Below are 22696 nucleotides of genomic sequence, written 5' to 3'. Positions count from 1 at the left end.
GGGCACTGCCCGGCCCGGCCGAGGTGTGGACAGTTGACGGCGTCTGTTAATTGAGTGGCCACCGACAGCCCCCCGTCGGTAAGTTGCGCTTGCCGCTCGAGCCGCTTACAAACGCCCGCACCTGGGCGTCGTACACCTGGGGGTCTGTGCCGTCATGTCCACCGCACGTCTGAGACGAGCCGCCCGGGAGTCCGTCTCCGGGCTCCCCCGTGAGTTCTGGTGGCTGTGGACCAGCACCCTGGTCAACCGGCTCGGCGCCTTCGTGGCCACCTTCATGGCCCTCTACCTCACCCTCGACCGCGGCTACTCGGCCTCGTACGCCGGCCTCGTCGCCTCGCTGCACGGGCTCGGCGGGGTCGTCTCCTCGCTGGGCGGCGGGGTGATGGCCGACCGGCTGGGCAGGCGGCCGACCCTGCTCATCGCCCAGTCCGCCACGGCCGCCTCGGTCGCGCTGCTCGGCTTCATGACCGACCCGGCCTCCATCGCCGGCGTCGCCTTCCTCGTCGGCATGGCCTCGAACGCCTCCCGGCCGGCCGTGCAGGCGATGATGGCCGACATCGTCCGCCCCGAGGACCGGGTGCGGGCATTCTCCCTGAACTACTGGGCCATCAACCTCGGTTTCGCCGTCTCCTCCACGGCCGCCGGGTTCATCGCCGAGTACAGCTATCTCGCCGGGTTCCTGATCGAGGCCGGGATGACGGCCGTCTGCGCGCTGGTCGTCTTCCTGAAGCTGCCCGAGTCCCGGCCGGCCGCCACGGCCAGGCAGGCCGAGGACGAGGTCAGCCTCGGGACCGTACTGCGCGACGGGCGGTACATGGCCGTCGTCGGGCTGTCCTTCCTGGTCGCGCTGATCTTCCAGCAGGGGTCCGTCGGACTGCCGGTGGCCATGGGCAGGGCCGGCTTCTCGCCCGCCGACTACGGCCTCGCCATCGCCGTCAACGGCATCCTGATCGTCGCGCTGCAGATCCCGGTCACCCGGTTCATCGAGCACCGCGACCCGCGCACCCTGCTGGTCGTCTCCTCGCTGCTGGCCGGATACGGCTTCGGTCTGACGGCCTTCGCGGGATCGGTCGGGATCTTCATGGTCACCGTGTGCGTGTGGACCCTCGCCGAGATCGTCAACGCGCCCACCCAGACCGGCCTCGTCGTCCGCCTCTCCCCGGTCCACGGGCGCGGTCGCTACCAGGGCGTCTACACCCTGTCCTGGTCGGTCGCCGCGCTGGTCGCCCCGCTGATGTCCGGCGCGGTCATCGACCGGTGGGGAGCGGAGTGGCTGTGGGGGATGTGCGCCGTGGTCGGGACGGTGGCCGGGCTGGGGTACGGGCTACTGATGCGGGGGCTGCCGAAGGAGAACGAGGGCCCGGCGGTGCCTGCCTCGACAGTCGACGCGGAGGGTGGGGCCGAGGCCGGGGTCCGTACGGCCTGAGCGGCCCGGGTGTAGTGGGGCACACGACCGAGCCCCCTGCCTGGCGGTTCTCCGCCGGACAGGGGGCTCGGTGCAGCGATCGGAGCGATCAGATGGCGGCGCTGAAGCCGACCTGGTGGGACTCGCCGAGGGCGCCCAGCGCCTCGCCCTGGAGAGCGCCGAGCTGGGACAGCAGGCCGGCGCTGCTCAGGGTCGTGGAGTCGACGGTGAGGTTGACCTCGGGGCTCAGGCCGCCGGAGACGTTGTCGAGCTCGGCGTCGGAGATCTCGACGGTCTGAACCTGGTGAGCGGAGTTCATGGGGAAACTGCCCTTCGCATGGGTGGTCCACAAGGGAAGCGGCCCGCTGGGGACAGACGTGGGCCGCCGCCGCAGGCGTGCGCCATCCTTTTCAGGACACCTTGGCGCGATCCCGGCGGCGCGAGCGATCAAACCACGGAGGGCGCCGGGCATCCAGTCAACCACCGCTCACATCCGGGCGGTTGCTACCGCAAGGTGACTCATTCGTGCGGGCACGGACACGAGTCGGCGGTACTTCCTCCACAGACCCCACCACACAGGCGCGTCACAGCTCTTGCCCGCGCCGCGCCGATCAGGACAACTCCGCACCAAGGGAACCCGGCCGGTGCGCAGTTGCGTGCGCGGTGTGCAGATTCCGTTCACGACTGCATCGGCGCCCGGTCCTGGGCCGTGCGAGCCGCTCCACACACGGGGTGAGTGGGGTCACACTCGGCCATGTCACATCTCGGCGGGCCCGCCCGTCAGAGGTGTGTAGCCAGCAACGACCACCCAGGAGCAGATCATGGAACCGCGTCTGAACCTCTTCGGCAGCCCGCTCGCCGCCAAGGCGATCAAGCACCTGAACGCCGTCGGCCAGGTGGTCGCGGAGTCCGGGCTGCCCGCCGCCACGCAGGAACTGGTGAAGATCCGGGCCAGTCAGATCAACGGCTGCGGGTTCTGCACCGACATGCACACCAAGGACGCGCGCGCCGCCGGTGAGACCGAGCAGCGGCTGCACCTGGTCGCCGCCTGGCGGGAGGCCAAGGTGTTCTCCGAGGCCGAGCGGGCCGCCCTGGAGCTGGTGGAGGAGGGGACCCGGATCGCCGACGCGGCCGGCGGTGTCCCGGACGACGTGTGGGCGAACGCCGCCAAGCACTACGACGAGAACCAGCTCTTCGGCCTGATGACGCTGGTCGCCCTCATCAACGCGTACAACCGCCTGAACGTCATCGTCCGAATGCCGGCCGGCGACTACCAGCCGGGCCAGTTCCAGCACTGACGCCGACGTGCCGGGGGCCGCGGGTCACCTCACGGGTGCATCCGCGCCCCCTTCAGCACCTTGTCCACCCCGTTCCGGGGTCCGTGGACAGCCAGTCCCACCAGGTCCAGCTCCGCCGTCGGTACGGCGCGCACCGCCGCGCGGTTGTCGCGGTCGTTGCCCGTCGTGAAGAGGTCCGCGGTGAAGACCGCGCGGGGCAGGGCGCGGCTCAACGCCCTTGCGTGGGCCGCCTTCAGGGTCTCCTTCGTCCCCTCGAAGACCAGGACCGGCTGGCGGAACATCGGCAGATAACCGACACCGTCCGCGTCCTCGTAGTCCTCACCGATCACCTCCGGGATCCGCCTGCCCAGGCCGCTGACCAGGAACGCGGTCACGTTCAGCCGCTGCCAGGGCTCCAGGTCATCGCGGAGCAGTACGGCGATCTTCGTGTCGAACCGGACGGGTTCCGCGTGCGTGGCGTCGTTCATGGAGTCGTTCATGGAGTCGTTCATGGACTGAGACTGCCGACCCGCTCACGGCTCCGTCTTGTACGTTCTTTGCGTGGCCGCAGCTCAGCCGGACGTCTCCGCCTGGCGCCCGCGTGTCCCGGGTGTCGTGGAGGTCTTCCACGCCCATTTCACCGAGTACGCCTACCCGATGCACGTCCATGACGTCTGGACGCTGCTCATCGTGGACGACGGGGCCGTACGGTACGACCTGGACCGGCACGAGCACGGCACCCCGCTCGGCACGGTGACGCTGCTGCCGCCGCACGTCCCGCACAACGGCTCCCCCGCCACCCCGCAGGGCTTCCGCAAGCGGGTCGTGTACCTCGACAGCAGCCGGTTCGGCACCGACCTCATCGGGCCCGCCGTCGACGCGCCCGACCTCGTGGATCCGCTGCTGCGCCGCCGCGTCGGGCAGCTGCACTCCGCCCTCGCCCGGCCCGGTGACGAACTGGAGGCGGAGAGCCGGCTGACCCTCGTCGGGGAGCGGTTGCGGGATCATCTCCGGCGCGGGGAGGGCACGTCCGTGCACCGGGCCGATCCCGTGCTCGCCCGGCGGCTGCGCGAACTGCTCGACGGGCGGGTCGTCGAGGGGGTCGGTCTCGAGGAGGCCTCGCGGCTGCTGCACGCCCATCCCGCCCATCTGGTACGGGCGTTCAGCACCGCCTACGGCATCGCCCCGCACCAGTACCTGATGTCACGGCGGGTCGGGCGGGCCCGGCGGCTGCTGCTGCTGGACGGGCAGGCGCCGGGGGAGGTGGCGGCGGCGACCGGGTTCTGCGACCAGGCCCATCTCACCCGGCACTTCAAGCGCCTCGTCGGGGTCACTCCGGGGCGCTATCGGCGCGGTTCACGCTGAGCGTCGTACGGCTGGTCAGTCCGATGTGCGCTCGATCAGATGCCTGAACGCGTCCAGGTTGCGTGTCGACTCGCCGCGCGACACCCGCCAGGCGTACTCCTTGCGGATCGAGGAGGCGAAGCCCAGTTCCAGGAGGGTGTTGAAGGCGCCGTCGGCCGCTTCCAGGACCTGGCCGAGGAGGCGGTCGATCTCGTCGGGGGTGACGGAGGCGAGGGGCAGGCGGGCGGTGACGTAGACGTCGCCGAGGCGGTCGACCGCGTAACTGACGCCGTAGAGCTTGAGGTTGCGCTCCAGGAGCCAGCGGTGGACACCGGCCTCGTTCTCGTCGGGATGGCGGACGACGAAGGCGTTGAGCGACAGGGAGTGGCGGCCCACGAGGAAGGAGACCGTGGTCGAGAGCTTGCGGGTGCCGGGGAGTTTGACCACGTAGGTGCCGGGCTCGGGGCTCTCCCACTCCAGTTCGGCGTCCTCGAGGACACCCTCCAGGACCTGCGCCGTCTTCTCGACATCACCCATGGGGGGAGCGTACGCGACGGCGGTGGGACTGGGTCGCGGCCATGTAGACCTCGGCGGTGGCGGCGGCCGCCGTGTCCCAGCCGAAGCGCTGGGCGTGGTGAGCCGCGGCCTGGCCCATGCTCGTCACGAGGGACGGCTCGTCGGCGAAACGGCGCAGCACGCGCGCGTAGTCGGCCGGGTTGTGGCCCTGGACCAGGAAGCCGGTCTCGCCGTCCTGTACGGCCACCGGAAGGCCCCCGACGGACGCCGCCAGCACCGGCGTACCGGCCGCCTGCGCCTCTATGGCGACCAGCCCGAAGGACTCGCTGTACGACGGCATGACCAGCACGGACGCGGCCCGGAACCAGTCCGCGAGCTGCTCCTGGCCGACCGGCGGGCGGAACCGTACGACATCCGCGATGCCCAGGCGTGCGGCCAGTTTCTGCAGGCCCTCCGGCTTGGCCAGGCCGCTGCCGCTCGGGCCGCCGACGACCGGCACGAGGATGCGGGAGCGCAGCTCCGGGCGTTCGTCGAGCAGCACCGCCACCGCGCGCAACAGCACGTCCGGGGCCTTCAGGGGCTGTATGCGGCCCGCGAAGAGCGGGATCAGGGCGTCCGGGGGCAGGCCGAGGCGGGCCCGGGCGGCGGCGCGGCCGTCGGCCGGGCGGAAGCGGTCGAGGTTCACGCCGGGGTGGACCACGGCGACCTTGGCGGGGTCGGCCGCGTAGTGCCGTACCAGCTCGTCGGCCTCCTCCGCCGTGTTGGCGATGAGCCGGTCGGCGGCGGCCACGATCTGGGTCTCGCCGATGACGCGGGCGGCGGGCTCGGGGGTGTCGCCGTCGGCCAGGTTGGCGTTCTTGACCTTGGCCATGGTGTGCATGGCGTGCACCAGGGGCACGCCCCAGCGCTGGGCGGCGAGCCAGCCGACGTGACCGGAGAGCCAGTAGTGGGAGTGGACGAGGTCGTAGTGGCCGGGGCGGTGGCCGGCCCAGGCCTGCATCACGCCGTGGGTGAAGGCGCACAGCTGGGCGGGCAGGTCCTCCTTGGCCAGCCCTTCGTACGGCCCCGCGTCGACATGGCGCACGAGCACGCCGGGAGCCAGCTGGACGGTGGGCGCGAGACCGCCGGAGGTGGCCCGGGTGAAGATCTCGACCTCGATGCCCTGCGCGGCGAGGCGCTGGGCCAGCTCCACGATGTAGACGTTCATGCCGCCGGCGTCGCCGGTGCCGGGCTGGTGGAGCGGGGACGTGTGCACGGAGAGCATGGCGACCCGGCGGGGCCTGCGGTGCAGCCGGAGCCGGGGGGCGGCCGCCGGGGAGCGTCGCCCGAGCCTGCTGACGTACTGGCTCACGTGGCGTTCCTCCTCGCTGCGGGCATGCCGGACGGAGGACTTGCGGTGCCCTCCCACGGGGTGCAACAGCGGGCGGGGGCGCCGCCATTTCCCGATCGGACCGCTTTACCCAATCATGACCTTGAGTCGATCAACCGTTCGGGTTGGCGCCGAGTCCGCATGGAGCCCCTTGACCTGTCGCGAGGAGCCTCTAGAAGAAGGTTTGACCTGCGCCAATACAACCTTTGACAGCGTATGCACAGGGCATGTACACGCTTCCTCGTCGGACCTCCCCTCCCGTCGAATCCGAGGACCAGCGTGTTCCGTTCCCGTCGTCTCACCCGAGCGGCTCGTGTCATCGGCACCTCAGCCGCCGCGGCCGCACTCTCCGTCGCCGCCGCGCAGACTGCGCTCGCCTGCGACATCAGCGACTTCTCCGCCGCCCCCGCCTGCGACAGCTCGGGCAAGCCCGTCGTCCGCGTCACCGACAAGGACGCCTCCGGCACCCCGGCCACCGTCACCCTGAAGATCGAGCTGAGCATGCCCGGCGGGGAGCGGGACATCGAGACCAAGACCATCGAGCACCCGACCGCGGAGGGTGTCAGCGTCGACCTGCATCCCCTGAGCTGGTACGCCGGACAGACCTTCGTGATCCACGTCAAGGCGGGCGACAGCGTGGACGAGGACCTCAAGCCGCCGGTCGTCGTACCGGACGACTTCACCTGCGCGCCGTCCGGCTCCGGCGGCTCCTCCTCCTCGGCCTCCCCGGTGCCCTCCGCTCCCGCGTCCTCCGCCGCCCCGAGCCCGACGCACAGCAGCAGCGCGGCCCCCACGCCGACCGTGAGCAGCGCCCCGTCGCCCGCGGGCGGCGGCACCAACCTCGCCGAGACCGGTGCCTCCAGCAACACCCCGGTGATCGCCGGTGCGGCGGCGGCGCTGGTCGTCGTGGGTGGCGGCCTCGTCCTCGCCCTGCGCCGCAGGACGGCACACCGCTCCCGCTGACCCGAGCGCCCGGCACACCGCTCCCGCCGCCGCCCCCGGCGCCCCGGCCCGGCCCGGCCCGGCCGACCACCATCGGCCGGGCCGGCCCCACGCCCTCACCCGCCGCCGACCAGGGCTACCCCATCCCCTCACCCACCCCCGACCAGGCCGGCCCCATCCCCGCGCCCGCTTACCCTCGTACACATGACAGCCCGCGCAGCGACCCTCCCCCACTCTCGGCTTCGCTCGAGCGGGGGGACCCCCGTCGTGGGAACGGTGACGCGCGGGACGACCAATCCCAACCGGCTGCGGCGCATGGACCGCTGGATCGCCGCCACGCACGGCGCCGAGCTGCGCCGTGCCGGGGACCCGCTGGCGATCGACCTCGGTTACGGCGCCGCGCCCTGGACCGCCGTCGAGCTGCTCGGCCGGCTGCGGACGGCCGCGCCACGCGCGCGCGTGGTCGGCGTCGAGATCGAACCGGAGCGGGTGGCGGAGGCCAGGCCGTACGAGCGGGACGGGCTCGCCTTCCGGCACGGCGGGTTCGAGATCCCCGTCCCGGGGCGTCCGGTGCTCGTGCGGGCCGCCAATGTGCTGCGCCAGTACGACGAGGACCAGGTCGCCGCCGTCTGGGAGCGGCTGTGCGCGCGGCTCGCCCCGGCCGGTGCCGGTTCGCGCGGGGGGCTGCTGGTCGAGGGGACGTGCGACGAGATCGGGCGGCGGCACGTGTGGGTGGCGCTCGGCCCGGAGGGCCCGCGGACCGTGACCTTCGCCGCCCGGCTGGGCTCGCTGGAGCGGCCGTCCGACCTCGCCGAACGGCTGCCGAAGGCGCTGATCCACCGCAACGTACCCGGCGAGCCGGTGCACGCCTTCCTGCGCGACTTCGACCGCGCCTGGGCCGCTGCCGCGCCCTACGCCTCCTACGGCGCCCGTCAGCGCTGGCTGCGCGCGGTACGGGACCTGACGGCGGACTGGCCGGTGACGGACTCCCCGGCGCGCTGGCGGCAGGGCGAAGTGACGGTGGCGTGGGGGGCGTTGGCGCCCCGGAACTGAATCACCCGTTCGGGGACGGAGCGAGGGAACGAACCTCGTGCGCCGTTCGTCACACCGGCGGGGAGATCGTCTTGCCGGGGCCGGTAAGGGGGGAACAAGGAGAGAACGCCTGCCTCTGTCGCTTTCCGCCGTGACGTGGCACGATCCCCCAGGCACCGTAAGTTACTGACGGTAAATCAGTTTGGGGGACGTGTGATGGGCTGGGGCAAGCGCGGCATCCTTGCGGCCGCCGTGACCGTGGTCTGCGCGGTGACCGTGCTGGCGGCACCCGGCACGGCCTTCGCCGCCCCGATACCGACCCCGAGCGCCTCCCCGACGCCGTCGCCCACACCGTCCTCGTCGCCTTCCTCGACTCCCGCGCCCAGCAAGGACCTTGAGAAGGTCCGCGAGAAGCTCGACGCGCTCTACCACGACGCGGCCGTAGCCACCGACGCCTATAACGCGGCCGAGGAGAAGACCAAGAAGCAGTCCACCGAGATCGTCGCGCTGGCGAAGAAGATCGTCGAGGGGCAGGCGAAGCTCGACCGGCTCAAGGACCAGGCGGGCGCGGCGGCCCGCGAGCAGTACCGCACCGGCGGCATCCCGCCCACCGCCCAGTTCCTGCTCAGCGACGACCCGGGACAGGTCCTGGACGGGGCCGGGATGGTGCTCCAGGGCCAGCGGGCGACAAAGGATCTGATCGGCGAACTGACCGGCACACAGCGGGACTTGCAGGCGTACGCCGCCGACGCCGCCGAGCAGTGGCAGAAGCTGGACGCCGAGCGCCAAGCGAAGGCCGACGCCAAGAAGAAGATCGAGCAGCAGATCTCCGCCGCCAAGAAGCTCGAGTCCGAGCTGGCGAAGAAGGACCAGGAGCGGCTGAAGGAGCTGGAGGACCAGGCCGCGCTGAAGGCGCAGACCCAGTGGCTGGACACCGGCATCCTCAAGGAGATCAACGGCAAGGCGTCCGAGCAGGGCAAGAAGGCCGTCGCGTTCGCCACCGCCCAGCTCGGCAAGCCGTACGTGTGGGGTGCCGAGGGCCCGGAGTCGTACGACTGCTCCGGCCTGACCTCCCAGGCCTGGGCGGCGGCCGGGCACCCCATCCCGCGCACCTCGCAGGAGCAGTGGCAGCAGCTCAAGCACATCGACATCAAGGACATGCGGCCCGGCGACCTCATCATCTACTTCGACGACGCCAGCCATGTCGCCCTCTACATCGGCGACGGCGCGATCATCCAGGCCCCCCGCCCGGGCCGGAACGTGACGATCGCGGGCGCCGGCTCGATGCCGATCCTGGGGGTCGTACGCCCGGACGCGTGAGGCAGGTCATTTCGGCCAGGCGTCCGGTGACGTGGGTCACGTGACCCACCGCACGCCCCATCTCCGCCCAAACCCCGCATGACGTGAGCTTCGTCATCCCGCACGCTCCGTCACCCTGTCCAACTGTCGTACGGAACGCGGCATATGACAGTGACCTGCGCGGGAGCGACGCGGCTCACACCATTCCATCGGGGCGGGCAATGCCGCTATGGTCACCCGTCGGTGGCGTCGAGACCCTCGGCGCCGCCCATGCCCTCGGGGGGAGGGAAGGAACCAAGACGATGCCCGTACCCATACCGCGGCAGAGAGCGATCCCGGCCGTGGAGAGTGGTCAGGCGCAGGCCGCCTCCGCAGTCGGCGGCCCCCTCAAGGAAGAGGCCCACCTGGCCCACCACGACGCCACGCCCACGAGCGGCACCGGCACCACTCTCACCCTGCTGCTGATCGAGGACGATCCGGCCGGCTCGCCGATCGTGCCCGAACTGCTGGACCCGTCCGGCAAGCCGATCCGTGTGCGCACCGCCCGCAACCTCACCGAGGCCGAGCGGCTGCTCACCGACGACGTCCACTGCATCCTGCTCGACCTCGCGCTCCCGGCGCCCGGCGGCAGCGACGCCGGCGACGAGCTGGCCGTGCTCAAGCACGTGCTCCGGCTCGCGCCCCGGCACGCCGTGCTCGCGCTGACCGCCTCCGCCGACGCCGAGCGCGGCGCCGAGGCCGTGCGCGTCGGCGCGCAGGACTATCTCTTCCGGGACGAGCTGGACGGCCGGCTGCTGAGCCGCGCCATCCGGTACGCGGTGGAGCGGAAGCGCTCCGACACCGCCGAGCGGCGGCTGGCCGAGGGCCGGCTGCGCGCGCAGGAGAACCGCCGCCTGGAGCGCGGGCTGCTGCCCACGCCCCTGCTGGAGGGCTCCTCGCTGCGCTTCGCCGCCCGCTACCGCCCCGGCCGCTCCCGGGCCCTGCTCGGCGGCGACTTCTACGACGCCGTCCGTACGCCCGACGGCACCGTGCACGCCATGATCGGTGACGTCTGCGGCCACGGCCCGGACGAGGCCGCGCTCGGCGTGGAGCTGCGCATCGCCTGGCGGGCACTGACGCTGGCCGGACTGTGCGGGGACGAGCTGCTGGGCACGCTGCAGCAGGTGCTGGAGCACGAGCGCGCCGACGAGGAGATCTTCGCGACCCTGTGCACGGTGGACATCGCGCCGGACGGCCGCAGCGCGGGCCTGTGCCTGGCGGGGCACCCGGCGCCGCTGCTCGCCCGTCCCGGGCGGTACGCGCGACTGCTGCCGTACGACAACAACGGGCCCGCGCTCGGTCTGCTGCCGGGGGCCCGGTGGCCGCGGATGCAGGTGGAGCTGGGCGCCGAGTGGAGCCTGATGCTCTACACCGACGGGCTGATCGAGGGTCGGGTCGGCGAGGGCGGTGAGCGTCTGGGGCAGGACGGGATGGTGTCGATGATCCGCCGGCAGCTCGCCGAGGGGCTGCGGGGCGAGGGGTTGCTGCGGGCCGCGGTCACCGAGGTCCGTGAGCTGAACGGGGGCGAGTTGACGGACGACGTGGCTGTGGTGCTGCTCGACAGGACGTCGTAGACGGGGCCTCGCCCTGGTAGGTAGGCGGAACTGCGGTTCGCCTGCCTACTAGCGACCCCCGTTGTACGGCCCGTACGGACCGTCGCTGCTGCTTCCGCGCCCCCTGCGCCGGAATCCCTTGCCGCCCCTGCCGCCCGAGACCTGCTGGAGGGCCGGGCGGACGTCCACGAAGAAGACGATCGTGGCGACCAGGCCGGCGAGCTGGAGGAACAGCATGGGCACGAAGAGGTTCACCGCCACCGCGATGCCCAGGATGATCAGCCAGAAGCCCTTGTTCTGCTTGTCCGCGGCGCGGTAGGCGTCCTCGCGGAAGATCGCGGCCATCACGAACGCCACGATGGCGAACGCCAGCATGGCTGTGAAGATCAGCCACATCACTCCGCCGACTGCCGTCATCAGCACAGTACCCACCACCCGAGTCGACTCGTCGTCCGTACAGCCACCGTACCCATACAACGGGCCGGACACCCCGAAGGTGCCCGGCCCGGTATCGGCTCGTCGCCCGCGCTCACTTCGCCGGCGGCGTGGTCTTCTTCGCCGTGGTGCTCTTGCGCGGGGCCGGGGCCTTCCTGGCGGCCGGCTTCTTCTCGTCGGCGGGCTCGGCCTTGGCCTCGGCGGGCTTCGGCTCGGCCTTGTCCTCGACCGGCTCGGGCCTGCCCTCGACGGCGACGGCCAGTTCCTCGATGTCCTCGGCGGCCTCGCCGCGCCAGTGCTTCACGGTCTGCTCGCCGTGCTCGGCGACCTTCTCGTAGGTCTCGCGGGCCTTGACGGCGTACTCGGCGGCGACGCCGACGCCGCGCAGGGCGAGGTCCTGGGCCTGCTCGCCGAGCTTCTTCAGGTCCACGTCGAGGGTGCCGAGGAACTCGTTGACCTTGGTCTGGAGGGTCTCCTGCGCCTCCTTGGCGCGGGCGGCGGCCTTCTCCTGCACGGCCTTCGGGTCGGTGTTGCGCACGGCCTCGATGCGGGCCGGGGCCTCGGCGCGCAGCTGCTCGACCAGGGCGGGCACCTTCTTGGCCTGCTGGTAGGCGAGGTCGGCGGTGCCGGCGGCGAAGTAGAGCGGAGTCGGGTCGCTGAGGGTCTTGCGCAGGTCGTCGGTGATGGCCATGGTGATCTGGTCCTCCCGGATTCGCGTTCGGCTGAGGTTGGTGTGGTCCGCGGTGGGGCGGCCGGCGCCCTGGTCCGGTTATCCGGCCGTCCGCCGCGGACCGGCATCGATACCGGCATCGGTGTCGATGCCGATGTCGGCATCGCTCCCGTCCGCGTCCAGTACCGCGTTCTCCTCCGCCTCGGGTTCGCCGACCCCGAATCCGTTCTCCTTGCGGAAGGACTCGTAGATCTGGAGCAGCACCTGCTTCTGCCGCTCGTTGAGCGAGGGGTCGGCGAGGATGACCGCGCGCGTCTCCGCTTCGTCCCGGTCGCGTTCGGCATCGAGGATGCCGGCCCGGACGTACAGCGTCTCGGCGGAGATGCGCAGGGCCTTGGCGACCTGCTGGAGCACCTCCGCGCTGGGCTTGCGCAGCCCGCGCTCGATCTGGCTCAGGTACGGATTGGACACCCCGGCGGCATCGGCGAGCTGCCGCAGCGACAGCTGGGCGTTCCGCCGCTGTTCGCGCAGATACTCACCGAGATTGCCGACGTTCAGTGATGCCATGCCTCCACCTTGCCCCATCTTCGCTAACAATTGCAAGCACCTCGCTTGCAAAAGTGTGTCGCGAGGGTGAGGCAGGCGGGGCCGACGGGCCTGATGATCTGTCTCGCGAAGGGAAAACAGCCCCGTTCCCGAGACGTTGAGCGCGAGGGCACGGTCGAGTCTTGTCCGAACGAGGAAGAGCGGTGATCACGCGATGAAAGCGGTGCGGTTCCACGAGTACGGCGGAATCGATGTGCTGCGGGTGGAGGAGGTGGAGCGGCCGGTGCCCGGCCCCGGGCAGGTGCTGGTCGAGGTCCGTGCGGCGGGGATCCAGCCCGGCGAGGCGCATATCCGGGAGGGTGCGCTGCACCGGCGCTGGCCGGCGACGTTCCCCTCCGGGCAGGGCAGCGATCTGGCCGGCGTCGTGGTGGAGGCCGGCCCCGAGGTGCGCGGCTTCGCGGTGGGCGACGAGGTCCTGGGCTTCACCCATCGCAGGGCGAGCCATGCGGAGTTCGTGGTGGTCGACGACGTGAATCTGGTCTCCCGTCCGAAGGAGCTGCCCTGGGACGTGGCCGGGTCGTTGTACGTGGCCGGCACGACCGCCTACGCCACCGTGTTCGCGGTGGACCCCGGACCGGCCGACACGGTCGTGGTGTCCGGTGCGGCGGGCGGTGTCGGGTCCCTCGCCGTGCAGCTCGCGCGGCGGCACGGCGCCACGGTGATCGGGCTGGCGAGCGAGCGGAACCACGCCTGGCTGAAGGATCGCGGTGTCGTCCCGGTCGAGTACGGGGAGGGCGTGGCCGACCGGATCCGGGAGGCTTCCGGCGGGACGGTCGACGCGTTCATCGACACGTTCGGCAACGGCTATGTGGAGCTGGCGGTGGAGTTGGGCGTGCGGCCCGAGCGGATCAACACGATCCGCGACTGGCAGGCCGCGGCCAGGGTCGGTGCGCGCACCCACGGAGAAGGCGCGGCGGCCTGCGCGGTCGTGATCGGCGAGCTGGCCCGGCTCGCCGCGCGCGGGGAACTGGAGGTGCCGATCGCCCGCGCCTATCCGCTGGAGCGGGTACGGGACGCGTTCCGCGAACTGGAACGGCAGCACACCCACGGCAAGATCGTGCTCCGGCCGTAGGCCCCGGCATCTCTTGCCCCGGGCAGCCGGGGCAAGAGAGCGGGACGCGTTGCCCGGGCCTAGCGGGCCAGGTCGGCCGGGACGTTCAGGCGGGTCAGTTTGTGCGGGTTGCGGATGACGTGGATCCGGGTGATCCGGCCGTTCTCCACCGTGAGGCTGACCGCGGTCGGCTCGCCGTCGAAGTCGATGCGGCCGGCCGGTGTGCCGTTGAGCCAGACGGCCGTCGTCTCCAGTGTGGTCACCTTCCGGTGTGCGCCCGCGAGCACCTCCGCGATCAGGCCGGCCCCGTGCAGCGGTGCCGGAGCGGCGGTCACCACCCCGCCGCCGTCGGTGATCATGACCACGTCCGGGGCCATGATCTCCAGCAGCTCCCGCAGTTGCCCGGTGCGCAGTGCCGCCAGGAAGCGCTCCACCACCGCCTGCTGCTCCGCGCGGCTCACCCGCACGCGTGGCCGGCGGGCCGCCACGTGCTCGCGGGCCCGGCGCGCGATCTGCCGTACCGCGGCGGCCGTCTTCCCGACCGACTCGGCGATCTCGCCGTACGACAGGTCGAAGACCTCGCGGAGCACGAACACCGCCCGCTCGGTCGGTCCGAGCGTCTCCAGTACCGTCAGCATCGCGATCGACACGCTCTCCGCGAGCTCGACGTCGTCGGCGACATCGGGGCTGGTCAGCAGGGGTTCCGGCAGCCACTCGCCGACGTACTCCTCGCGGCGGCGCGACAGCGTGCGCAGCCGGTTGAGCGACTGCCGGGTGACGGTACGCACGAGGTACGACCGCGGGTCGCGCACCTGCGCCCGGTCCACCTCGGCCCACCGCAGCCAGGACTCCTGCAGCACGTCCTCCGCGTCGGCCGCCGAGCCGAGCAGCTCGTAGGCGACCGTGAAGAGCAGGCCGCGGTGGGTGACGAACGGGTCCTGGGTCATGCCTTCGGCGCCAGGGGGATCGCGCACGCGTCGGAGTAGCCCTGCGAGGTGATGCCGTGCGCCGTGTTGCACCGGGTCGCCAGGTTGGCGAAGCCGATGAACACGGTGAGTTCGACCAGCGCCGCGGGGCCGAGCCGGTCGAGCAGCCGGGCCGAGAGCTCGTCGGTGACGGTCGGCGGGGTGGTCGTCATGGCCTCCGCGTACTCCAGCACGTCCCGCTCCAGCGGGGTGAACACCTCCGACACCCTCCAGCGCGGCACCTGGCTCGCCTTGGCCAGGTCCAGGTTCTGGTTCAGCGCGTGGAAGTAGTTGATGTCGAGGCACCAGCTACAGCCGACCTGGGCCGCGACGGCCATGTGCGCGAAGGTCTTGAGGCTCGCGTCGGCCTCGTCCAGCGTGCCGATCGCCGCCGAGAACTCCTGGTTGGCCTCGGCGAGCTTCGGGTGGTTCCACAGCACTTCGAAGGGCTCGGGCACGGCGCCGAGCTGTTCGAGCACGGCCTGCCGCAGATCGGCGGGAAGTTCTGCCTTCGGAATGCGCACCGTCATCGCCTTCTCCTCAATCCGTATGGCCTGTCCGGTCGTTCGGCATGAAGACACCGGCGGGTGCGCGGATGTGACACCCGGCTCGCGTCAGTCGGTGACGAGGTCCTCCGGGGCGGAGCGAGCCAGTTCGGCGAGGGTGGTGAGCGCCTGGGCGAGGACGTCCGGCGACGGTGTGGCCAGGCCGACACGGATGGCGTTCGGCGCATGGCTGTCGCCGACGGTGAACGCGGCCGCCGGTACGACCCCGATGCCGTGCCGCGCGGCCGCCGCGACGAAGGTGTCCGCCCGCCAGGGGCGCGGGAGTTGCCACCAGCAGTGGTAGGAGCGGTCGTCGCTCCGCACGGCGAAACCCGCCAGGCACCGGGCCGCGATCTCCTGCCGTACCGCCGCCTCCCGCTGCTTGGCGGCCACCAGCTTCCGTACCGTGCCGTCCTGCTGCCAGCGGTGGGCGGCCTCCAGGGCGAAGCGCATGGGGGTCCAGCCGCCCGCGCGGAGAGCGGCGGAGACCGGGGCCGTCAGGGCGGGCGGGGCGACCGCGAAGCCCAGGGTCAGGCCGGGGGCGATGCGCTTGGAGAGGCTGTCGACCAGGACGGTCCGCTCGGGGGCGTACGCGGCGAGCGGCGGGAGTTCGTCGCGCAGGAACGCCCAGATCGCGTCCTCCACGGCCGGCAGCCCGAGCCGTAGCAGCACCTCGGCCAGCTCGGCGATCCGCTGCTCGGGCATGGTGAGCGCGGTCGGGTTGTGCAGCCTGGGCTGGACGTAGACGGCGTGCAGCGGGGCGGCCGCGTGGGCCTCGGCCAGCGCCTGCGGGACCAGGCCGTGCTCGTCCATGGCCAGGGGTACGAGGGTGATGCCGAGCCGCGCGGCCACCGCTTTGACGACCGGGTACGTCAGCTCCTCCACCCCGAGGCGGCCGCCCGGCGGCACCAGGGCGGCGACGACGGCCGAGAGGGCCTGCCGGCCGTTGCCCGCGAACAGCACGCGCGCGGGGTCGGGACGCCAGCCGCCACGGGCGAGGAGCCCGGCGGCGGACTCCTGGACGGCGGGCAGCCCGGCCACGCCGACCGGCCGCAGGGCGGACGCAAGGACGTCGGGGCGCAGCAGCCCGCCGAGCCCCTCGGCGAGCAGCGCGCTCTGCTCGGGTACGGCCGGGTAGTTCAGCTCCAGGTCGATCCGGCCGCCCGCCGCCGGTTCGGTGAGCGCGGGGGGCGAGTCGGCGGCGGCCGCGCGGACGTACGTACCGCGTCCGACCTCGCCCACGGTCAGGCCCCGACGCGCGAGTTCCCGGTACACGCGCGTCGCGGTGGAGTTGGCGATGCCGTGCCGTTTCGCGAACGCGCGCTGCGGGGGCAGCCGGTCGCCGGGTCCGAGGGCGCCGGACCTGATCTCCTCCGCCACGGCGTCGGCGACGCTCTGGTAGTCGGTCACGGTCAGCCACCTCACCACAGAATTGCACCGAGCGCAATCTTTTGATTGCACTGAGCTATTGAACTGACCTACGCTCCCCACATGATCGAGCCAAGCGGACTGTTCGGCGTGAGCGTGGTGGCACTCGGCATGGTGCTCACCCCCGGGCCGAACATGATCTATCTCGTCTCGCGCAGCATCACCCAGGGCAGACGGGCCGGAATGATCTCCCTGGGCGGGGTGGCCCTCGGCTTCCTGGCCTATCTGCTCGCCGCGAACCTGGGCCTGTCGGTCGTCTTCACCGCCGTACCCGAGCTGTACGTCGCGGTGAAGCTGGCCGGTGCCGCCTACCTCGCCCACCTGGCCTGGAACGCGCTGAAGCCGGGCGGCATCTCGGTCTTCGCCCCGCAGGACGTGCCGCACGACTCGCCGCGCAGGCTGTTCACGATGGGCCTGATGACGAATCTGCTCAACCCGAAGATCGCCGTCATGTACGTCTCCCTGATCCCCCAGTTCATCGACCTGGGCCGCGGTCATGTCCTGCTCCAGGGCCTCGTCCTCGGGTCCGTCCAGATCATGGTCAGCATCGCGGTCAACCTGGCCATCGTGCTGGCCGCTGGCACGATCGCGGTCTTCCTCGCCCGCCGCCCCTCCTGGCTCAAGGTGCAGCGCTGGCTGATGGGCACGGTCCTCGGCGGCCTCGCCGTCTCCCTGGCCGCCGACACCTCGGGACCGGCGTGACCGCGCGGAGGCCGTCAGGATTCGAGAAGCGCCGGCAGGGCCGGCGGCGTTAGGTTGGCCGGCATGGATCTCACCGCAGCGCACGCCGCCGACAGCCATGACCTGATCCGGGTGCACGGTGCCCGCGAGAACAACCTCAAGGACGTCGACGTCGAGCTGCCCAAGCGCCGGCTGACGGTGTTCACCGGCGTGTCGGGCTCGGGCAAGAGTTCCCTGGTGTTCGACACGATCGCCGCCGAGTCGCAGCGGCTGATCAACGAGACCTACAGCGCCTTCATCCAGGGCTTCATGCCGAACCTGGCGCGCCCCGAGGTCGACGTCCTCGACGGGCTGACCACCGTGATCACCGTCGACCAGCAGCGGATGGGCGCCGACCCGAGGTCCACCGTCGGCACCGCCACCGACGCCAACGCCATGCTGCGCATCCTCTTCAGCCGGCTCGGCACGCCGCACATCGGCTCGCCCAAGGCGTTCTCCTTCAACGTGGCCTCGATCAGCGGCGCCGGCGCGGTCACCGTGGAGCGCGGCGGGCAGAAGGTGAAGGAGCGGCGCGAGTTCAGCATCACCGGCGGTATGTGCCCGCGCTGCGAGGGCCGGGGCGCGGTCTCCGACCTCGACCTCACCCAGCTCTACGACGACTCCCTGTCCCTCAACGAGGGCGCGCTGTCGGTCCCCGGCTACAAGTCCGGCGGCTGGAACCACCGCCTCTACGCCGAGTCCGGCCTGGTCGACCCGGACAAGCCGATCAGCAGGTACACCAAGCGGGAACTGCAGGACTTCCTGTACCGCGAGCCGACCCGCATGAAGATCGCGGGCATCAACATGACGTACGAGGGTCTGATCCCGCGGATCCAGAAGTCGATGCTCGCCAAGGACCGCGAGGGCATGCAGCCGCACATCCGGGCCTTCGTGGACCGCGCGGTCACCTTCGCCGTCTGCCCCGAGTGCGAGGGCACCCGGCTCACCGAGGCGGCCCGCTCCTCGAAGATCGCGGGCGTGAGCATCGCGGACGCGTGCGCGATGCAGATCAGCGATCTGGCGCAGTGGGTACGAGGGCTGGACGAGCCGTCGGTGGCGCCGCTGCTCGCCTCCCTGCGCCACGCCCTCGACTCCTTCGTGGAGATCGGCCTCGGCTACCTCTCGCTCGACCGGCCGGCGGGCACGCTGTCGGGCGGCGAGGCGCAGCGCGTGAAGATGGTCCGCCACCTGGGTTCTTCGCTGACCGACGTGACGTACGTCTTCGACGAGCCCACCACCGGTCTGCACCCGCACGACATCCGACGGATGAACGACCTGCTGCTGCGGCTGCGCGACAAGGGCAACACGGTGCTGGTGGTGGAGCACAAGCCGGAGGTCATCGCGATCGCCGACCATGTCGTGGACCTCGGCCCCGGCGCCGGCACGGCAGGAGGCTCGGTCTGCTTCGAGGGCACGGTGGCGGGGCTGCGGGCCAGTGGCACCCTCACCGGCCGCCATCTGGACGACCGGGCCGCCGTGAAGGACACCGTCCGCAAGGCGACCGGCGCCCTGGAGATCCGCGGCGCGACGACGCACAACCTCCAGGACGTCGACGTCGACATCCCGCTCGGCGTGCTGTGCGTGGTCACCGGTGTCGCGGGCTCCGGCAAGAGTTCGCTGGTCCACGGCTCGGTACCGAAGGGCGCGGAGGTCGTGTCGATCGACCAGACCCCGATCCGCGGCTCCCGGCGCAGCAACCCGGCGACGTACACCGGCCTGCTGGAGCCCATCCGCAAGGCCTTCGCCAAGGCCAACGGCGTCAAGCCGGCCCTGTTCAGCGCCAACTCCGAGGGCGCCTGCCCCACCTGCAACGGCGCCGGGGTCGTCTACACCGACCTGGCGATGATGGCCGGGGTCGCCACGACCTGCGAGGAGTGCGAGGGCAAGCGGTTCGAGGCGTCGGTGCTGGAGTACACACTCGGCGGGCGGGACATCGCTGAGGTGCTGGCGATGTCGGTGACCGAGGCGGAGGAGTTCTTCCGGGCCGGTGAGGCGCACATCCCGGCGGCCCACAGGATCCTCCAGCGGATGTCCGACGTCGGCCTCGGCTACCTCACCCTCGGCCAGCCGCTGACCACCCTGTCGGGCGGCGAACGCCAGCGCCTGAAGCTGGCCACGCACATGGCCGACAAGGGGGGCGTCTACGTCCTCGACGAGCCGACGACCGGTCTCCACCTGGCCGACGTCGAGCATCTGCTGGCCCTCCTGGACCGGCTGGTCGACTCCGGCAAGTCGGTGATCGTGGTCGAGCACCACCAGGCCGTGATGGCCCACGCGGACTGGATCATCGACCTCGGGCCGGGGGCCGGGCACGACGGGGGGCGGGTGGTCTTCGAGGGGACGCCGGCGGAGCTGGTCGCCGCACGGTCCACGGTGACCGGGGAACACCTGGCCGAGTACGTGGGGGCGTGACCCGTCCGCCCGTGAGGGGACGCGCGGGTCCGCTCCGGAGCTGACGTCAGGGACCCCGTCCGCGATCTAGCTTCCCGGCATGAACGGAATCCGACGCATGACCGCGGCCGCCGCACTGGCGCTCCTGCTGCCGCTGCCCCTCATCCAGCCGGCCTTCGCCGCTCCGGCACCCGCCGCCCACACCGCCGTCGACACCCCTGGTCAGCTCGCGCTCCCCCGCCCCACCGGCCCCTACGCCGTCGGCCGCGACGTGCTGCACCTGGTGGACGCGCACCGCACGGACCCGTGGGTGCCGGCGGTGGGGGCCCGCCAGCTGATGGTGTCGATGTACTACCCCGCCCACGCCGGCACGGGCAGCCCGGCTCCCTACATGACCGTGGAGGAGGCCCGGCTGCTGCTGGAGGCCAAGGCTCCGGGCCGGGGCATCCCGCCGGAGACGGTCGCTTCGACCCGTACCTGGGCGCGCACCGACGCCCGCCCGGTCTCCGGCAGACACCCCCTGGTGGTGCTCTCCCCCGGCCTCGGTCTTCAGCGCTCCAGCCTGACCGGTCTCGCCGAGGACCTGGCCAGCCGGGGCTCTGTGGTCGCGCTGGTCGACCACACCTACGAGGCGGCCGGCGTCACCTTCCCCGACGGCCGTACGCTCGCCTGCGCCATCTGCGACCGCCGGGACATCACCCCCGAGGCCGTGGGCGACAGCAGGGTCAAGGACCTGTCCTTCGTCATCGACCGGCTGACGTCCCGTCACCCCGCCTGGCGCCACGCCCGCCTGATCGATCCCCGGCGCATCGGCATGGCCGGACACTCCTTCGGCGGTGACGCCACCGCCCTGGCCATGGCCGCCGACCACCGGATACGGTCCGGCGCCGACCTGGACGGCACCTTCTTCGCGCCCTTCCCGGCCGCCGGTCTGCACCACCGCCCCTTCCTCCTGCTCGGCAACCAGCAGGACATGGTCCCGGGCAAGGAGACCACCTGGGACGCCGCCTGGCAGCACATGGACGGCTGGAAGCGCTGGCTGACCGTGGCCGGCGCGGACCACGGCAGCTTCACCGACCTGGATCTGCTCTACGAGGAGCTCGGCAGGCCCACACCCACCGGGGAGATCTCCGGACCGCGCGGCGAAGAGCTGACCCGTGCCTACCTCGGCGCCTACTTCGACCAGACCCTCAGGGGCATCCACCAGCCCCTGCTGGACGGCCCCTCGGCGGCGAACCCGGAAGTCGCCTTCCAGCACCCGTGATCCGGTCCGCTCAGGACACCAGGCCCGCCTGATACGCGGCGATGACCAGCTGGACGCGGTCACGCGCCGCCAGCTTGTGCAGCAAGCGGGCCACATGGGTCTTGACGGTGGCCTGCCCGATGAAGAGCCGCTCCGCGATCTCCCCGTTGGACAGTCCCCGCCCGATCAGGGTCAGCACCTCCCGTTCCCGGTCCGTGATGCGGGGCAGCTCCTGCCGGGCCGGGGCGGGACGGGGCCGTTCGGCGAACTCACGGATCAGCCGGCGGGTCACCCCGGGCGCGATCAACGCGTCACCGCCGGCCACCACCCGGATCGCCGCGATGATGTCCGTCAGCGCCATGTCCTTGACCAGGAACCCGCTCGCCCCGGCCCGCAGCGCGGCATAGACGTTGTCGTCGTCGTCGAAGGTGGTGAGGATGAGGACCCGGGGCGCCCCGTCGTCGGCCGCGACGGCCCGCGTGGCCTCGATGCCGTCCATGCCGGGCATCCGGATGTCCATCACCACCACGTCGGGCCGCATCTCGCGGGCCAGCCGGACCGCTTCGGCGCCCGTGGCGGCCTCGGCGACGATCTCCAGGTCGGGCAGCCCGTCGATGACCATCGTCAACCCGGCGCGTACCAACGGCTGGTCGTCCGCCAGCAGGACAGTGATGGTCATACCGGTATCCTCGCCGCCACCTGGAATCCGCCGTCGGGTCGTGCACCCGCGCTGAACTGCCCGTTCAGCAGGGTGGCCCGCTCCCGCATCCCGGAGATCCCGAAGCCGGGACCGCGTGTGGTCCCGCCCCGCCCGTCGTCGACGACCTCGATGGCCACCGCCTCGGTCCCGTACTCCACCGACACCCGGCAGCGGCGGCCGCCGGAGTGGCGCACCGCGTTGGTGACCGACTCCTGGATGATCCGGAAGGCGGCCAGGTCGATCTCGGGAGGCAGCGGTCGCCGCCGCCCCCGCCACTCGACCTCGACCAGGAGCCCCGCCCCGGCGGCCCGCTCGACCAGCCGGTCGACGCCCTCCAGCCCCTCCGCCGGGGCTTCGGCCTCGGCCTGGCGGAGCGAGACCAGCATCCGGCGCAGCCCGGCCAGTGTCTCCCGGCTGGTGCTCTCGATGGCGGTGAGCGCCTGACGTACCCGTTCGGGCTGGGTGTCGAGCACGAGGCCGGCTGCCCCGGACTGGATGGCGATCACACCGATGCTGTGCGCGACCATGTCGTGCAACTCCCGTGCGATGCGCAGGCGTTCCTCCGTCACCGCCCGGTCGGCGGCATGGTCACGCAGAGCCTGGCCGTACCGGCGCTGCTGGCGTACCGAGTTGCCGATCATCCAGGGAACCGCGATGGTCGCCGCCATGCCCAGAACGGTACTGACCGCGTCCCCGAGCGTCTCGCCGTGGTGGCTGCCCGCCGCCCACTGGGCGATCCACAGGCCCAGTGCGCCGCCGGCCGCCGTCAGAGCGGTACGGCGCGGCCGGCCGGCCGCGAGATGTCCGACCAGGCAGGCCATGGCCACGAACAGGGGCCAGGTGTTCTCACCGAGCGCGAACGTCAGGACCGACTCGGCGGCGACCACCCCGAACACCGGCACCGGCCGGCGCCGCGCCCAGCCGACCGGCAGCGCCAGCAGGACGGCCATGGCCGCCCGCTGCCAGAGCCCCGTGAAGAACGCCCCGCGCGGTCCGTGCAGGGCGACCTGATAGGTCGTCGACCCGAACAACAGCAGCGCGAACAGGGCGGCGGCGCACCAGGACACCGCCGTCCACGCGCCGGAAGGCAGCCGTCTCAGCCACGGCGCACGCGGCAACGCTCGATCCACCGGGGGATGGTAGCCAGCTCCTTCACCTCCGGACGT

General features: G+C 71.9%; 23 protein-coding genes. 11 read left to right on the top strand and 12 right to left on the bottom strand.

Translation table 11 applies throughout. From position 1 onward, the window contains the following. The first annotated feature begins 154 nt into the window (after nucleotides 1–154). Nucleotides 155–1426: an MDR family MFS transporter gene (locus tag ACH47Z_RS23395; RefSeq protein ID WP_399076641.1), complete on the top strand. Its 1272-nt coding sequence runs from the start codon at nucleotides 155–157 to the stop codon at nucleotides 1424–1426. An 88-nt stretch (nucleotides 1427–1514) separates the two neighbouring features. Here the strand turns inward: ACH47Z_RS23395 and ACH47Z_RS23390 are convergent, their stop codons facing one another. Then, the gene (locus ACH47Z_RS23390; protein ID WP_399076638.1) at nucleotides 1515–1724 is read right to left on the bottom strand and encodes a hypothetical protein; all 210 of its coding nucleotides are present in this window, start codon (nucleotides 1722–1724) and stop codon (nucleotides 1515–1517) included. Between the two features lie 502 nt (nucleotides 1725–2226). Between ACH47Z_RS23390 and ACH47Z_RS23385 the strand changes: the two genes are divergently transcribed. Then, nucleotides 2227–2703 (top strand): carboxymuconolactone decarboxylase family protein, encoded by a 477-nt coding sequence (locus tag ACH47Z_RS23385; RefSeq protein ID WP_399076636.1) that lies wholly within the window; start codon nucleotides 2227–2229, stop codon nucleotides 2701–2703. A 29-nt stretch (nucleotides 2704–2732) separates the two neighbouring features. On the opposite strand, the gene ACH47Z_RS23380 is transcribed toward ACH47Z_RS23385, so the two are convergent. After that, nucleotides 2733–3194: a DUF2000 family protein gene (locus ACH47Z_RS23380; RefSeq protein ID WP_399076634.1), complete on the bottom strand. Its 462-nt coding sequence runs from the start codon at nucleotides 3192–3194 to the stop codon at nucleotides 2733–2735. A gap of 49 nt (nucleotides 3195–3243) precedes the next feature. Here ACH47Z_RS23380 and ACH47Z_RS23375 point away from each other — a divergent pair, with 49 nt between their 5' ends. Then, entirely contained in the window at nucleotides 3244–4047 is an 804-nt protein-coding gene (locus tag ACH47Z_RS23375; RefSeq protein ID WP_399076632.1) for an AraC family transcriptional regulator, read from the top strand. Between the two features lie 15 nt (nucleotides 4048–4062). Here the strand turns inward: ACH47Z_RS23375 and ACH47Z_RS23370 are convergent, their stop codons facing one another. Both ACH47Z_RS23370 and mshA read right to left on the bottom strand, forming a co-directional pair. After that, the gene (locus ACH47Z_RS23370) at nucleotides 4063–4563 is read right to left on the bottom strand and encodes a YbjN domain-containing protein (protein WP_399076630.1); all 501 of its coding nucleotides are present in this window, start codon (nucleotides 4561–4563) and stop codon (nucleotides 4063–4065) included. After that, nucleotides 4556–5893 carry a D-inositol-3-phosphate glycosyltransferase gene (gene mshA / locus ACH47Z_RS23365; protein WP_399076627.1) on the bottom strand — a complete coding sequence of 446 codons (1338 nt, stop codon included), beginning with the start codon at nucleotides 5891–5893 and terminating at the stop codon, nucleotides 4556–4558. Before mshA ends, ACH47Z_RS23370 begins: the two co-directional genes overlap by 8 nt. A gap of 297 nt (nucleotides 5894–6190) precedes the next feature. On the opposite strand from mshA, the gene ACH47Z_RS23360 reads away from it, so the two are divergent. The 4 genes from ACH47Z_RS23360 to ACH47Z_RS23345 all read left to right on the top strand — a co-directional run bounded on the left by ACH47Z_RS23360 (nucleotide 6191) and on the right by ACH47Z_RS23345 (nucleotide 10797). Beyond that, on the top strand, nucleotides 6191–6874 hold the full coding sequence (locus ACH47Z_RS23360) for an LAETG motif-containing sortase-dependent surface protein (protein WP_399076625.1): 684 nt from the start codon (nucleotides 6191–6193) through the stop codon (nucleotides 6872–6874). Between the two features lie 246 nt (nucleotides 6875–7120). Next, the gene (locus ACH47Z_RS23355) at nucleotides 7121–7906 is read left to right on the top strand and encodes a class I SAM-dependent methyltransferase (protein WP_399076623.1); all 786 of its coding nucleotides are present in this window, start codon (nucleotides 7121–7123) and stop codon (nucleotides 7904–7906) included. A gap of 195 nt (nucleotides 7907–8101) precedes the next feature. Then, entirely contained in the window at nucleotides 8102–9205 is a 1104-nt protein-coding gene (locus ACH47Z_RS23350; RefSeq protein ID WP_399076621.1) for a C40 family peptidase, read from the top strand. 281 nt (nucleotides 9206–9486) lie between these two features. Then, nucleotides 9487–10797 carry a PP2C family protein-serine/threonine phosphatase gene (locus ACH47Z_RS23345; protein ID WP_399076619.1) on the top strand — a complete coding sequence of 437 codons (1311 nt, stop codon included), beginning with the start codon at nucleotides 9487–9489 and terminating at the stop codon, nucleotides 10795–10797. Between the two features lie 48 nt (nucleotides 10798–10845). Here ACH47Z_RS23345 and ACH47Z_RS23340 read toward each other — a convergent pair whose 3' ends face one another. The 3 genes from ACH47Z_RS23340 to ACH47Z_RS23330 all read right to left on the bottom strand — a co-directional run bounded on the left by ACH47Z_RS23340 (nucleotide 10846) and on the right by ACH47Z_RS23330 (nucleotide 12448). After that, complete coding sequence (locus ACH47Z_RS23340; protein ID WP_399077028.1) at nucleotides 10846–11193, bottom strand: DUF2516 family protein; 348 nt, start codon at nucleotides 11191–11193, stop codon at nucleotides 10846–10848. A gap of 112 nt (nucleotides 11194–11305) precedes the next feature. After that, nucleotides 11306–11902, bottom strand: a complete 597-nt coding sequence (locus ACH47Z_RS23335) for a hypothetical protein (protein WP_399076617.1) — start codon at nucleotides 11900–11902, stop codon at nucleotides 11306–11308. Nucleotides 11903–11980: 78 nt separating this feature from the next. After that, complete coding sequence (locus ACH47Z_RS23330) at nucleotides 11981–12448, bottom strand: helix-turn-helix domain-containing protein (RefSeq protein ID WP_399076615.1); 468 nt, start codon at nucleotides 12446–12448, stop codon at nucleotides 11981–11983. 193 nt (nucleotides 12449–12641) lie between these two features. Between ACH47Z_RS23330 and ACH47Z_RS23325 the strand changes: the two genes are divergently transcribed. Beyond that, nucleotides 12642–13559 (top strand): NADP-dependent oxidoreductase, encoded by a 918-nt coding sequence (locus ACH47Z_RS23325; protein WP_399076613.1) that lies wholly within the window; start codon nucleotides 12642–12644, stop codon nucleotides 13557–13559. Nucleotides 13560–13618: 59 nt separating this feature from the next. Here the strand turns inward: ACH47Z_RS23325 and ACH47Z_RS23320 are convergent, their stop codons facing one another. The 3 genes from ACH47Z_RS23320 to ACH47Z_RS23310 form a co-directional block, all read right to left on the bottom strand. Further along, nucleotides 13619–14485, bottom strand: coding sequence for an RNA polymerase sigma-70 factor (locus tag ACH47Z_RS23320; RefSeq protein ID WP_399077026.1), 867 nt, complete (start codon nucleotides 14483–14485; stop codon nucleotides 13619–13621). Then, nucleotides 14482–15033, bottom strand: a complete 552-nt coding sequence (locus ACH47Z_RS23315; protein WP_399076611.1) for a carboxymuconolactone decarboxylase family protein — start codon at nucleotides 15031–15033, stop codon at nucleotides 14482–14484. Before ACH47Z_RS23315 ends, ACH47Z_RS23320 begins: the two co-directional genes overlap by 4 nt. Before the next feature lie 84 nt (nucleotides 15034–15117). Beyond that, a complete protein-coding gene (locus ACH47Z_RS23310) occupies nucleotides 15118–16458 on the bottom strand; it encodes a PLP-dependent aminotransferase family protein (protein WP_399076609.1) in 1341 nt (446 codons plus the stop codon). Between the two features lie 81 nt (nucleotides 16459–16539). Here ACH47Z_RS23310 and ACH47Z_RS23305 point away from each other — a divergent pair, with 81 nt between their 5' ends. The 3 genes from ACH47Z_RS23305 (at nucleotide 16540) to ACH47Z_RS23295 (ending at nucleotide 20851) form a co-directional block, all read left to right on the top strand. Next, nucleotides 16540–17178 (top strand): LysE family translocator, encoded by a 639-nt coding sequence (locus ACH47Z_RS23305; protein ID WP_399076607.1) that lies wholly within the window; start codon nucleotides 16540–16542, stop codon nucleotides 17176–17178. A 63-nt stretch (nucleotides 17179–17241) separates the two neighbouring features. Beyond that, the gene (locus ACH47Z_RS23300) at nucleotides 17242–19608 is read left to right on the top strand and encodes an ATP-binding cassette domain-containing protein (RefSeq protein ID WP_399076605.1); all 2367 of its coding nucleotides are present in this window, start codon (nucleotides 17242–17244) and stop codon (nucleotides 19606–19608) included. Nucleotides 19609–19687: 79 nt separating this feature from the next. Further along, the gene (locus ACH47Z_RS23295) at nucleotides 19688–20851 is read left to right on the top strand and encodes an alpha/beta hydrolase family protein (protein ID WP_399076603.1); all 1164 of its coding nucleotides are present in this window, start codon (nucleotides 19688–19690) and stop codon (nucleotides 20849–20851) included. 10 nt (nucleotides 20852–20861) lie between these two features. Here ACH47Z_RS23295 and ACH47Z_RS23290 read toward each other — a convergent pair whose 3' ends face one another. Continuing rightward, on the bottom strand, nucleotides 20862–21509 hold the full coding sequence (locus tag ACH47Z_RS23290; RefSeq protein ID WP_399076600.1) for a response regulator: 648 nt from the start codon (nucleotides 21507–21509) through the stop codon (nucleotides 20862–20864). Continuing rightward, nucleotides 21506–22660 (bottom strand): sensor histidine kinase, encoded by a 1155-nt coding sequence (locus ACH47Z_RS23285; RefSeq protein WP_399076598.1) that lies wholly within the window; start codon nucleotides 22658–22660, stop codon nucleotides 21506–21508. Before ACH47Z_RS23285 ends, ACH47Z_RS23290 begins: the two co-directional genes overlap by 4 nt. Between the last annotated feature and the right edge of the window lie 36 nt (nucleotides 22661–22696).

It is taken from the genome of Streptomyces sp. NPDC020192 (assembly GCF_044388685.1).
Taxonomy (GTDB): domain Bacteria; phylum Actinomycetota; class Actinomycetes; order Streptomycetales; family Streptomycetaceae; genus Streptomyces.
The sequence above is the reverse complement of the archived record's forward strand: the minus strand, read 5'-3'. Positions and strand labels throughout refer to the sequence as shown.